At 45.2% G+C, this 12,685-nt stretch carries 10 protein-coding genes; all 10 read left to right on the top strand.

Annotated elements, in window-relative coordinates:
• The first annotated feature begins 2 nt into the window (after positions 1-2).
• The 10 genes from FS628_RS21110 (at position 3) to FS628_RS21065 (ending at position 12,681) form a co-directional block, all read left to right on the top strand.
• Positions 3-935, top strand: coding sequence for an ABC transporter ATP-binding protein (locus FS628_RS21110; RefSeq protein WP_145324973.1), 933 nt, complete (start codon positions 3-5; stop codon positions 933-935).
• Positions 936-942: 7 nt separating this feature from the next.
• A complete protein-coding gene (gene opp4B / locus FS628_RS21105; protein ID WP_145324972.1) occupies positions 943-1,905 on the top strand; it encodes an oligopeptide ABC transporter permease in 963 nt (320 codons plus the stop codon).
• A gap of 29 nt (positions 1,906-1,934) precedes the next feature.
• Positions 1,935-2,840: an ABC transporter permease gene (locus tag FS628_RS21100; protein ID WP_145324971.1), complete on the top strand. Its 906-nt coding sequence runs from the start codon at positions 1,935-1,937 to the stop codon at positions 2,838-2,840.
• A 19-nt stretch (positions 2,841-2,859) separates the two neighbouring features.
• Positions 2,860-4,686 (top strand): oligopeptide ABC transporter substrate-binding protein, encoded by a 1,827-nt coding sequence (locus FS628_RS21095; protein WP_145324970.1) that lies wholly within the window; start codon positions 2,860-2,862, stop codon positions 4,684-4,686.
• Between the two features lie 303 nt (positions 4,687-4,989).
• Positions 4,990-5,880, top strand: a complete 891-nt coding sequence (locus tag FS628_RS21090) for a D-alanyl-D-alanine carboxypeptidase family protein (protein ID WP_145324969.1) — start codon at positions 4,990-4,992, stop codon at positions 5,878-5,880.
• A 121-nt stretch (positions 5,881-6,001) separates the two neighbouring features.
• Positions 6,002-8,419 carry a S9 family peptidase gene (locus FS628_RS21085; RefSeq protein ID WP_145324968.1) on the top strand — a complete coding sequence of 806 codons (2,418 nt, stop codon included), beginning with the start codon at positions 6,002-6,004 and terminating at the stop codon, positions 8,417-8,419.
• A gap of 230 nt (positions 8,420-8,649) precedes the next feature.
• Positions 8,650-10,236: an MFS transporter gene (locus tag FS628_RS21080; protein WP_145324967.1), complete on the top strand. Its 1,587-nt coding sequence runs from the start codon at positions 8,650-8,652 to the stop codon at positions 10,234-10,236.
• A 243-nt stretch (positions 10,237-10,479) separates the two neighbouring features.
• On the top strand, positions 10,480-11,514 hold the full coding sequence (locus tag FS628_RS21075) for an LCP family protein (protein WP_145324966.1): 1,035 nt from the start codon (positions 10,480-10,482) through the stop codon (positions 11,512-11,514).
• Positions 11,515-11,688: 174 nt separating this feature from the next.
• Complete coding sequence (locus FS628_RS21070) at positions 11,689-12,114, top strand: CBS domain-containing protein (RefSeq protein WP_062836539.1); 426 nt, start codon at positions 11,689-11,691, stop codon at positions 12,112-12,114.
• A 264-nt stretch (positions 12,115-12,378) separates the two neighbouring features.
• Positions 12,379-12,681 carry a MazG-like family protein gene (locus FS628_RS21065; RefSeq protein ID WP_017691445.1) on the top strand — a complete coding sequence of 101 codons (303 nt, stop codon included), beginning with the start codon at positions 12,379-12,381 and terminating at the stop codon, positions 12,679-12,681.
• Positions 12,682-12,685: the final 4 nt, after the last annotated feature.

Below are 12,685 nucleotides of genomic sequence, written 5' to 3'. Positions count from 1 at the left end.
TAATGGCATTACTCGAAGTAGAAGGACTCAAGATACACTTTCCGATTCGCGGTGGATTGCTCAAACGGGAAATTGGCAGTGTAAAGGCTGTTGATGATGTTAGCTTTTCCATTGAACAAGGACAGACCTATGGTTTGGTTGGTGAATCCGGTTCGGGCAAGACGACAACAGGCAGAGCCATTATTGGGCTAAATCATGTCACTGACGGAAAGATCCTGTTTAACGGTCAGAATCTGGCTACAGAGCGACGGAAGAACAGGCAGCTTCAGCGGGATGTACAAATGATCTTTCAAGATCCGTATTCATCACTGAATCCCAAGAAGCGGGTTATTGATATCATCGCTGAGCCATTTCGAAACTACGAGCGTCTGACGGCTACCGAGGAGAAAAGACAAGTAAGAGAATTACTTGAAAAGGTGGGCCTTAGTCCAGAATCAATCTACAAGTATCCGCATGAATTCTCAGGGGGACAACGTCAGCGGATTGGCATTGCACGGGCTATTGCACTAAAGCCGAAGCTAATTATCGCTGATGAACCTGTATCTGCACTGGATGTATCCGTACAGGCCCAGGTACTCAACTTCATGCAGGAAATTCAAAAAGAACTGAATCTGACATATCTGTTCATCAGTCACGATCTGGGCATCATCCGCCATATGTGTGATGAGATTGGAATTATGTATAAAGGTCGATATGTGGAACAGGGCACAACGAATGATATTTTTGAGAATCCGCAACACATCTATACCAAACGTCTTATTGCAGCCATTCCGGATATGGACCCAACCAAACGAGAGGAAATGGTAGCCTTCCGTCAACAGGTCAAATCCGAGTATGAACATTCATACCGAAATTTCTTTGATGAGGAAGGGCTTGCATACTCGCTCCAATCCATTTCCGATACTCACCGAGTAGCTCTACCTCAGAAAGGTTGAAGGCCATATGTGGAAAACGATAGTACGCAGAATTATCATAATGATCCCTCAGATCTTTTTACTTAGTCTTTTGGTCTTTCTGATGGCCAAGGCCATGCCGGGGGATGCTCTAACCGGACTGCTTGATCCAAGCGTTGATCCCAAAGCATTGGAAGCCCAGCGAGAGAGACTGGGATTGAATAATCCTTGGTACGTGCAATATTGGGACTGGATCAAAAATGCCATACAAGGTAATTTTGGACAATCCTTCCGTTTCAAAATGCCAGTTACTGACCTGATTGGTCAGCGTGTAGCAAACACATTCTGGCTTGCACTTGCGACACTTGTACTGACGTACCTGATCGCGATCCCACTGGGGATCATCAGTGGTCGTTACAACGATACCTGGTCTGACCGGTTGATCACAGGCTACACTTACCTGGGCTTTGCTGCACCATTGTTCATCTTCGCATTGGTGATGGTATGGATCTTCGGTTTTCACTTTGGTTGGTTCCCGACAGGCGGAAGTGTTGCACCTGGACTTACACCGGGCACCTTCAGCTACGTAATGAGTAAGTTCTATCATCTGTTATTACCGGCACTATCCATGGCATTGATTACAACGGTATCTACCGTTCAATATTTGCGTAGTGAAATCATTGATATCAAACATAAGGAATTCGTTATTACAGCGAGAGCTAAGGGTGCCTCGGAATCCCGGATCTATAACAGACATATCTTAAGAAACTCGCTACTACCTATCGCCGCATTCTTCGGATATGAGATTACAGGACTTATCGGAGGTACGGTATTTATCGAAAGCATATTCAGTTATCCAGGTATGGGGCAGTTGTTCCTGAGTTCCATCTCATTGCGTGATTTCAGCGTTGTGACTGCACTCGTATTGTTATATGGCGTAGCTTCCATACTCGGGGCATTGCTGTCTGACATAATTCTAGGAATTGTAGATCCACGTATACGGATCAAGTAAGAACTTGAAGATTTCGGGGTGAAAACAAGATGAGCAAGGCCAACGAGGTAGTTGTAACTTCACAAAAAGTTGATAAAAGCCCCTCCAGCTTGAGTATTGTATGGCGGGAGCTTGTCAGAGATAAGGTGGCACTAATCTCGCTCATTTTCTTGGGCTTGGTCATGTTACTGGTATATGGCACGTCGCTCATTCTGAATCAGGATGATATCGTACGCGTGGATCTGTTTGCCTTATATGAACCGCCTTCTGCGCAATATTGGCTTGGAACGGACTATGGAGGCCGAGATGTATTCGGCCAACTGGTCATCGGTACACGTAACTCGCTGACCATTGGGATTATCGTTACGTTAATGACTGGCTTCATAGGTATCTTAATTGGCCTTTTATCCGGTTATTTCGGTGGAATGATTGACAACCTCTTCATGCGTGTTGTTGATTTCTTCATGATCCTTCCGATGTTGATGATTGTTATCGCGTTTGTTACAGCAGTACCGAAATACAATATCATCTCGTTCTCTCTAATCATGACGGCATTTCTCTGGATGGGTATTGCCAGGTTGATTCGCTCCAAAGCATTACAGGAACGGGAACTGGACTATGTAAAAGCTTCAAAAACATTGGGCTCTTCTCATTTGAAGATTATGCTCTCACAGGTTCTTCCGAATCTGAGCTCCATCATCATCGTAACGATGACATTGAATCTCGCTGCCAACATTGGCCTCGAATCAGGGTTATCTTTCCTGGGATTTGGTTTTCCCGAAAGCACACCTAGTCTTGGAACACTCGTAAGCTATGCTCAAAATCCGCAAACCCTGGAATCTAGATGGTGGATATGGCTACCCGCATCGGTACTGATCCTGGTACTGATGTTGAGTATAAATAATGTCGGACAAGCCCTCAAGCGTGCGACTGATGCAAGACAAAGAAGAGGTTAAGAAAAGGGAGGAAAGGTTCATGAAAAAGGGATTATTTTCACGGGGACTATTTTTCACGATGATGCTGGTCTTTGTATTGGTGCTCGCAGCATGCTCGGAGAAAGAAGCAGCTACTCCAGCTCCAGCTACAAACACAGAAGAGGGAAAAACAGAGGAAAAACCTGCTAATGAAGAGGGCGTTTACTCCATTGAAGACTTCAACAATGTCAAAACGAATGAAGGAACTGCGATCGAGGGCGGATCGATTACATTCGGACTTGTATCGGATACTGCTTTTGAAGGTACACTGAACTACAATTTCTATTCCGGTAACCCGGATGTTCAGGTTCTTCAATGGTTTGATGAAGGCTTGCTAACTTGGGATAAAGACTATGTGTACACTAACGATGGTGCAGCAACATATGAGACATCTGAAGATGGCAAAACGTTCACACTGACCATTCGTGACAATGTGAACTGGCATGATGGCAAGCCGGTAACGGCTGAAGATCTGCAATTTGCTTATGAAGTAATCGGTAACAAAGCGTATGATGGTCCACGTTACGACTCCAACTTCACTAGTGTCGTAGGTATGGACGAGTATCATGCTGGAAAAGCAAAAACAATCTCTGGTATTAAAGTGCTGAGCGACAAACAAATCAGCATTACGTATAAAGAATCTACTCCGTCCCTTCTGACAGGTGGCGTATGGACGTATCCACTGGCTAAACATATCTTCGGAGATATGGATGTAGCCAAAATGTCTTCTTCCAAAGAAGTACGTGAAAAACCAATTGGTTTTGGTCCATTTAAAGTAGATGTTATCACTCCAGGTGAGTCTGTAACTTTTGTTAAAAACGATGACTACTGGCGTGGAGCTCCAAAACTGGATAGTGTAACTCTGAAAGTTATCAACCCGACAACGGTTGTTCAAGAACTGAAATCTGGCGGGGTAGATCTCGTAGATGCATTCCCGACAGATCAATACAAAGACAATGCTAACCTGTCCAACGTAGAATTCCTGGGCACAATCGATCGTGCTTATACGTACATCGGTTTCAAACTGGGTACGTGGGATGAAGAGAACGGAAAAGTTGTAAGTAATGCCGAAGCAAAAATGGGCGACAAAAACTTGCGTAAAGCAATGTGGATGGCTGTAGATAATGACCAAGTAGGTAAACGTTTCTATAATGGCCTGCGTTGGAATGCAACAACCCTGATTCCACCATCTCACCCAGAATTTCATGATTCCAGTAATCCTGGTGTAAAGTATGATCCAGAAGCAGCGAAAGCATTGCTTGAAGAAGCTGGTTACAAACTGGATGGTGAATTCCGTACCAATCCGGATGGAACACCACTGGAAATTAACTTTGTGTCTATGACTGGTGGCGACACTGCTGAACCATTGGCACGTTACTACGTTCAATCATGGGCAGCTATTGGTTTGAAAGTAAACCTTGAAATGGTTGAGTTCAACAGCTTCTATGACCGTGTAGGTAACACAGGTAAAGATGATCCGAACATTGATGTGTATCAAGCAGCATGGGGCGTTGGTATTGACGTAGATCCATCTGGTCTGTATGGCCGCGATGCACTCTACAACTTCTCCAGATTCTCCAGCGAAGAGAATGACAAATTGCTGGCACAAGGTATCTCTGCTGAGGCATTTGATGTAGACAAGCGTAAAGAAATCTACAATCAATGGCAGCAGTACATGGTAGATGAAGTTCCTGTATTCCCTACACTGTATCGTGCAGTGGTGGCACCGGTTAACAAACGTGTAATGAACTATGCGATTGGTGATGGAACAGGCGTTTACCTGAGCGACCTGCAAGTTAATGCAGACAAAGCAGTTGTAGCTGAGTAATCCTTCTAAGTTGGCATCTATCTCTAAGTGTCCAAATTGGAAGAAAAGGTTACCTGAAACAGCTTAACACCGATTAAGGATTGGGGTCCTTTAAGATGTCGGTTGCTAGATTATAGCAAAGAATTCTCTTGGGAGAATGAACAAACGTGTCTTTAAAAACATGGATTCTGTACACTCTGGCATAGGTGTATGGGGTCCATGTTTTTTTTGTAACCAAAAAATAAAAAAAATTTAACTTTTTTCAAAAAAGTGCAGACAAAATGCCTCTTCACTTCGTCTATATAGGTAAGAGGTGATCATCTTATGAAAAAATGGTGGAAACGTGCAGGTATGCTGCTGGCTCTACTGCTCATTATATATTTGGGTGTGAAACCGGACATGCTGGTAGGCAAACCGGGAATTAAAGCTGAATCTGCTGTATTAATGGATATGAACTCCGAACAGGTCTTAATGGATTTTAATGGCTCCCGAGAGATTGCTCCAGCAGGCGTCAGTAAGTTGATGACAGAACTACTTGTGATGGAAGCCGTGATTAATGGAGATATAAGGTGGGACGATCTTGTTAATGTGAGTCTATATGCCAGTTCCGTGGGTGGCAGTCAATTGACCTTGAAGCAAGGGGAGCAATTCACCGTTCAGGAGTTGTTCCAGGTCGTAGCTGTCTATTCAGCAAACGATGCAGCGGTTGCTCTTGCAGAACATATTAGTGGTACAGAGCAGAATTTTGTTCATCAGATGAATCGGAAGGCAACTCAGATCGGACTGTCTGAAGATACACAATTCACGAATTCAACGGGCCTCAGTGAAAAGCTGCTCGGTCCTAACCGTCCGACGGAAATACAAGGGCAGACCTTGATGACGGCTATTGATGCATGCAAGCTTGCGCGATATCTGTTGAATAACCATCCCGAGATCTTAAGAATCTCCAGTCAGATGCAAGTATCAATGCATCAAAAAGGAATGTACATGAGCAACACGAACTGGATGTTGTCCTCCATTGGTGGGCCGTATGCTTACGATGGGAATGACGGATTGAAGACCGGGTATGATGAAGATTCCGGATATCATTTTGTTGGGACAGCTGAACGTGATGGAAAAAGGCTGATTTCAGTTGTATTTGGAACGGAAACTCGTGAAGGTCGTTTTATCGAGACACGGAAGCTGTTCAATTATGGATTTTCCGGTTCAAAATAACGGGTGAACATGAATATCATCTAAGAGACTCTTCTCGCTGTTAACTTGTGGTTAATCATGGTAAAATGACTTACGTATAATTCCATATTATTCTGTAATTCACATTAAAGGAGGAAATTCTTTGAACGCAATTAGCAAAAAGGTATATGCACTTACCCTTACCATGGCTATGTCTATTGCTCTGATTCAACCAGCCGTGCAGGCTGCAGAAGCCGTGAAACCTACAGCTGCTGTCTCGGAAGCCATAGCTTCCAAGGCAACACAGACATTACAGCAACTGGGATACATAGATGAAATCACAGAATTAACGACTCCAATCACTCGTGCAGAGGCAGCGATCATTCTTCAACGTGTACTTCAATTGGATACGCCTACGTCACTTACAGGTTTTGCAGACGTTTTGCCCGAGAATGAAGCTGCGCCTGCGATCTACGCCCTGAAGCAAGGTGGGCTCATTCAAGGGAAGGCCAAAGGCTATGCTCCGGATGCTCCGCTTACACGTGCACAGATGGCATCGTTGTTCACGCGTGCATTCGAACTGAAGGATAATGGAATCCAGGTAGTATACAGTGATGCCGATCAGATTCCAGCTGTTCATGCAAATGACGCTGCACGGGTTAAACAGCATTTTATTATCGAAGGTAGCGCATTTAATGCCAAACAATCGGTGACTCATGGTGAATTCGCGGATGCGCTGTATCTCGCACTCGGGCTGGATGTGAAGTCAGAGGGCCTTACACCGCTGGAGGACTTCTTCAAACAGCCTGCACAGGCAGGGTTCCAGATGTCACCGGATGGTAAACACCTCGCTTACCTGGAGCCGTGGAATAACCGCATGAATATCGTAGTTACCGCAAACGGTCAGGATAAACCTGTACGCATTACGAACGAAACAGAACGCAATATCGCAGGATTTGCGTGGGCAACCAATGACAAGTTGCTCTATGTACAAGATAAGGCAGGGGATGAAAATTACCATATATATGTCACGGATATCGATGGTAAGAACAGCAAGGATCTGACGCCGTACCCTAACACAAGAGCCATTCTGGTAGACCCGCTTGAGAATATTCCGGATGAGATTCTGGTAGGCATGAATAAGCGTGATCCGAGAATCTTTGATGTGTACCGTATTAACATTAAGACGGGAGAGGCTGTGCTTGCGGCAGAGAATCCTGGCAATATTACGGGCTGGCTAACAGACCATGAGGGGAAAATTCGTGTGGCTGTGTCCAGTGATGGTAATGTGTCTTCGTTACTGTATCGGGAGTCAGAGGATCAGAAGTTCGAGCCACTGCTGACGACAAAACTCGGGGAAACTTTTGCTCCAGTGATGTTCACGTATGACAACAAAAGTATCTATGCGGTTTCCAACTTGGAGCGGGACAAAACGGCCATTGTAGAATACAGTCCAAGCAGCAAGAAGGTAACCAAAACAATCTATGAAAATAAAGATGTAGATGTCAGCAGCTTCATCCCTTCCAAAGATAAGGGGACCATTCTTGCTGCTGTATATGAGACAGATAAAGTGAATTATGAATTCTTTGATCAAGAGTTCAAAACGTTAATGCAGGATATCAAAGCGAAAGTGCCAGGTAAGGAAGTTAGTATCAGCAGCATAAGCGAGGAAGGCCAGGTACTGTTTGTAGCCTATAACGACAAATCGATGGGCACGTATTATTTCTATGATTCCAAAGCAGGCAAATTTGATAAACTGGCTGATGCCGCACCTTGGATTGATGAGAGCAAAATGTCGGACATGAAGCCCATTACGTATGAGTCACGCGATGGTCTAACTCTTCATGGTTATCTGACACTTCCTCAAGGAGCGGAAGCTTTCAATTTGCCGCTGGTTGTTGTTCCACATGGTGGCCCTTGGGCTCGTGATTCATGGGGCTTCAATCCTGAGGTTCAATTCCTTGCAAGCCGTGGCTATGCCGTACTACAGGTGAATTTCCGCGGTTCCACAGGATACGGCAAAGAATTCCTGGATGCAGGTAATAAAGAGTGGGGCAAAGCCATGCAGAATGACCTCACAGACGGCGTGAACTGGCTGGTTGAAGAGGGAACGGTTGATCCGAAGCGCGTAGCGATCTATGGTGGATCCTACGGCGGATATGCTGCTCTAGCGGGACTGGCATTCACACCGGATGTCTATGCTGCAGGAATTAGCTATGTGGGTCCTTCCAATATTTTCACCCTTTTGGACTCACTGCCACCTTACTGGGAGTCGGAGCGCAGCATGTTCTATGAACGTGTAGGAGATCCCGAGAAAGATAAAGAACTGTTAACGGCGATTTCACCACTATTCCATATCGATCAGATGAAGGCTCCATTATTCGTGGTTCAGGGCGCTAATGATCCACGTGTCAAACAAGCCGAGTCTGATCAGATCGTTGAAGCATTACGCAAACGTGGAGTCGATGTACCGTATATGTTAAAGACCAATGAAGGTCATGGCTTCGCAAACGTCGAGAATCAGCTTGATCTGTACCGTGCGATTGAGAAATTCCTGAATCGTCATCTGATGCAGCCATAGTACGTTAGACATGAGGGCTGTCCCGCAGGTTTTCCCGAACCTGCGGGCAGCTTTATTTTGTCGAATCAGAGGTAAAATGAACCAGATAATCATATTATTAAATTGACATATGGATTTCTTTTGTTTTAAAATGACCAGTGAGTCATTATTATTCAATTCGGTTTAATATATATGTACCAAAACCAACTGTACGATACTGAATTTAAGATCTGATCGGGAGGTAACATGTGATGCAAAAACAAATGAAATGGCCGTTGATCCTGTTTGCCATAGGGGTATTCATGGCGGCACTGGATAACGGGATCATCACCTCTTCACTGACCACCTTAAATGCATCGTTTGGTGTGTCGCCAACATGGGGGGCGTGGACAATTACGCTCTACACGCTTGGGCTTGCGGTGAGTGTTCCTATTGCAGGCAAGCTATCGGACCGTTATGGTCGTAAGAAACTGTTTTTAATAGAAGTGGCGTTGTTCGGGATCGGGTCGCTGCTGGTCGCGCTAAGCACATCGTTTACCTTCTTCCTGATTGCTCGTGTCATTCAAGCTTTGGGCGGTGGTGGGATATTTATCATTGCCAGCTCATACGTACTAAGCAAGTTCCCGGCAGAGCGTCAAGGTACCGCCTTGGGTCTGCTCGGAGGTATGAATGGTGTTGCCGCCATTTTGGGGCCCAATGTCGGTGCTTTCATATTGGACATTACGGGCAACTGGCATTGGTTATTTCTGATTAACGTGCCTATCGCCATTCTGCTTTTCATTGCAGGTATTCGATTTATTCATGAAGAGCAGGAACTGAACCGTGCAGCAGTGGACTGGAGCGGTATCGCTGTCCTAACCTTAGGTGTACTCAGTTTAATGTATAGCTTCAGCAACCTGGACGGTGTGAACATGCTTCAAAGTCTGGGGTCACCGATGTTCTATGGCTTCTTCTTGGCAGGTGTGATCATTCTGGTACTCTTTTACTTCATGGAAAAAAGGCTGGAGGGATCTGAACGTGAACCTGTTGTATCGACGCAACTTTTGGGTATCGCGTCCTTTCGCTGGACGTTGCTGATTGCCTTTTTCTCCGGAGCTATCCTTGCCTCGGTGATCTTTATTCCAGGTTTTGTTGAGCAATATCTCGGCGTATCTAATACAGCCTCCGGGTACTGGTTTACTCCGCTCGCACTGGCATCCGGAATCGGGGCCGGTGGTGGCGGCTACCTCGTTGACCGCAAAGGACCGATCTGGACGTTATCCGTTGCAGGCCTGTTATCTGCGATTGGATTCCTACTGTTCCCGCTATGGGTGGAGCATATCTGGCAATTTGTTATTGCGAGTACGCTCGTAGGTATCGGCTTCGGCATGATGCTCGGTGCGCCAGTGAATGTACTTGTCACGGAGCAAGCGGGAGAGAACAACAAAGGTATCGCGGTGGCGACCAGTTCGTTATTCCGCCAAATGGCTATGGCTATTGCGCCTACCATTTTTGCCGGATTCCTGGCACGTTCTTTTACTAATCTGGGATCCAACATTCAGACAGGGTTCGCTGATAAAGGAATTCAGGTGCCGCCGGAGATGCTGGAGCAATATGCCTCGGGCGGATCATCCGGGAGTGATGTATCCAGTCTGACAGAGGGCCTGTCCCAAATCCCTGATGAAGGTATCCGTGATGTATTGCTCCAGGCAGTGCATCACACGACAGGTCAGGGTTACAATGGACTTTTCTGGTCTGCGGTCGTATTCAGTGCGCTTACGCTGGTAGCTGCGCTGATAACGGGACGTCTACGAAAAAAAGAGAAGATCCGTCATGTGGAAAGTGTATCCACAAACTGATTCGATAGCGTGTGGAATGAAGAGAACAGTGTACCTTTTGTAACTAAAAAAGGAGTCACTGTTCTTTTCACTTTAACCGGATTGTAACTTTTCATCTTCCCGCAATGATTACAATAGAACGAGCGTAAGCGGTGTCTTGATTCCAGAGAGAGAAAACTTCAGAGAACACCGAGTCACAAGGCATCCCAGACGTTTAATTGGTATTATGGATTATCATTTTGATAGTGAAGAAGGAATCAATGGATGAAGAGCAGAACTAAAGATAAGAAGAAGAAAAGAAGAAAAGGCCTATATATAACGCTCGTTTCGCTTGTTGTTTTGTTGATCGGGGGTTATTTGTTCCGTCAACAGCTGGCTGTAGCGGCATTTGATCTGTTCCTCGCCAGTTCGGTAGAAGATCAGCTATCCCGCTCTTACGTACCGCAGGAAGGCAACAATACGCCTGATCCGACGGTATATCGCAAAGAACCTTTCTCTGTATTGCTGATGGGTTCGGACAAACGCGCCTATGAGAAGACGCGTGGACGTTCGGATACAGTGATCTACGCTGTAGTTCGTCCCAAGGAATCCCGTGTCCTTCTGGTATCCATTCCACGTGACACGTATGTGCAGATTGTGGGAAGGGATGCGAACAAAGACGGCGAAGATGATTATGATAAGCTGGCGCATGCCTATGCTTTCGGCGGGGAGAATATGTCCATCAATACCGTGGAGAAATTTCTTGATGCTGACGTAGGTTACTATGCAACGATCAACTTCGACGGAATCCAAAAAGTGGTTGATGCGCTTGGTGGTGTAAAACTGCCAATTGATGAGGACATTGTGAACAAGAACCCTAATCATGTGCAATTCACGATTGAAGGCGGTAAGCCGATCTATACTGGGCAGGAAGCACTGTATTATGTAAGATACCGTGAGGATAGCGATTTTAATCGTACTAAGCGGCAGCAGATTTTCCTGAACGCGATGGCGAATGAGATGCTGAATTTGAATCAAATCGCCAAAATTCCAGAATTGATTCAGATCATGGGAGACAGCTTCCAGACGGATATGCGAGCTTCTTTCATTATTGATCTGGCTAAACAGGTGCTTACTCAGGAGAAACCGCAGATTTCAAGCTTCACCATTCTGAGTGAGGGGATGAAAAAAGACGGTATCTATTATGGTCAGGCTGACGAGAAAGATGTCCAATATGCCAAAGAGCTGATTAACAACTGGATGGATCAATCGACCCCAGCCGGTGAAGTAATGATCCCTGACCGGCAAATGATTGAATAACCAATTCCATACCAATGGTTTGTTGTAGACCATAATCAGCAGTACGTTTATTTGCGGGCTGCTGTTTTTTTCTTTGTTGAGGTTGTTTTGGAACATCCTGCGTTCTGATCCGTATAATATAAGTTGAGCGAGATAAGTTGAACGAAGAAATTCACAAGGAGGATACGTAAGGGTATGAACATTGCATTTTTTTTGCTGCCCAAACAAGAGGTTACGTGCGTGACGTCGGATTCTACGCTGCGGCAAACGTTGGAACGGATGGAGTATCATCGGTTTACGGCGGTGCCCATTTTGAATAAGGAAGGCAAATATATTGGTACGGTTACCGAAGGCGACTTACTGTGGTATATGAAGAATGCCGAGGGAAAGATTTCATTTGAAAACGCTTCAAAGTTCTTGCTCAAAGACGTTCCGCTTCGCCTGGATATTAAGCCCGTATCCATTGACGCCAATATGGAAGACCTGATTAACTTGGCCAAAGTTCAAAACTTTGTTCCTGTGGTCGATGATATGGAGCGTTTCATTGGTATTGTCAGACGTAGTCAGATTATTGAGTACTGTGAGGGTATTGTGGCCAAAGAATCGATTAAAGCCAAGTAACCATAACGAATTCAAACAATTATTGTGACAGCAGGGATAATCACAGCCGTCCGGTATCATGTTAAACTTAAGAAGTCCTTAACCAAGTGCGTATTCGAAGGTTTTATACAAATATATATGTGGATTGGATGTACGGAGGACTCCGCATAAGTACCTGACATCAGTTTCGGAGAACTTCTCCGCTTTTTGGGGTAATTTTGCGGGCCCTCTTTTTATGCTATAATCGAGAATAAAGCTTTTTCGGGGGAGTGTGACTTTCGCCAAATGCCTAAAGAACTGGATGTAGCCAAACGCGCTAAAGTGATTGAATGGCTTAAAACCGAAGTACTTGATCAGGTATCCCGATTATTCAAGGCGTTATGGGAAGGCAGTACAACTCGAATCGGGGATAGTCTTGCCAGTTTAATCATGAGTAGTTACATATTGGGCCGCAGGCTCGGTATTCCTTTCAAGGATCTGGATGCACTGCTTGTGGAGAAGTTGAAAAAGCATAAACAGGAAGGTCACCAGCTTGAAGACTGGTACCAGGATATTTCCGCGCTAGAAGATCATATGCGTAAGAGGTGAATTT

Origin of the sequence: Paenibacillus xylanexedens (genome assembly GCF_007676705.1) — a bacterium.
Taxonomy (GTDB): Bacteria; Bacillota; Bacilli; order Paenibacillales; family Paenibacillaceae; genus Paenibacillus; species Paenibacillus xylanexedens_C.
The sequence above is the reverse complement of the archived record's forward strand: the minus strand, read 5'-3'. Positions and strand labels throughout refer to the sequence as shown.

Bases quoted from the DNA above. Each gene is read 5' to 3' on its own strand.
- FS628_RS21110 (WP_145324973.1), top strand. From the start codon at position 3: ATGGCATTACTCGAAGTAGAAGGACTCAAGATACACTTTCCGATTCGC.
- opp4B (WP_145324972.1), top strand. From the start codon at position 943: ATGTGGAAAACGATAGTACGCAGAATTATCATAATGATCCCTCAGATC.
- FS628_RS21100 (WP_145324971.1), top strand. From the start codon at position 1,935: ATGAGCAAGGCCAACGAGGTAGTTGTAACTTCACAAAAAGTTGATAAA.
- FS628_RS21095 (WP_145324970.1), top strand. From the start codon at position 2,860: ATGAAAAAGGGATTATTTTCACGGGGACTATTTTTCACGATGATGCTG.
- FS628_RS21090 (WP_145324969.1), top strand. From the start codon at position 4,990: ATGAAAAAATGGTGGAAACGTGCAGGTATGCTGCTGGCTCTACTGCTC.
- FS628_RS21080 (WP_145324967.1), top strand. From the start codon at position 8,650: ATGCAAAAACAAATGAAATGGCCGTTGATCCTGTTTGCCATAGGGGTA.
- FS628_RS21075 (WP_145324966.1), top strand. From the start codon at position 10,480: ATGAAGAGCAGAACTAAAGATAAGAAGAAGAAAAGAAGAAAAGGCCTA.
- FS628_RS21070 (WP_062836539.1), top strand. From the start codon at position 11,689: ATGAACATTGCATTTTTTTTGCTGCCCAAACAAGAGGTTACGTGCGTG.
- FS628_RS21065 (WP_017691445.1), top strand. From the start codon at position 12,379: ATGCCTAAAGAACTGGATGTAGCCAAACGCGCTAAAGTGATTGAATGG.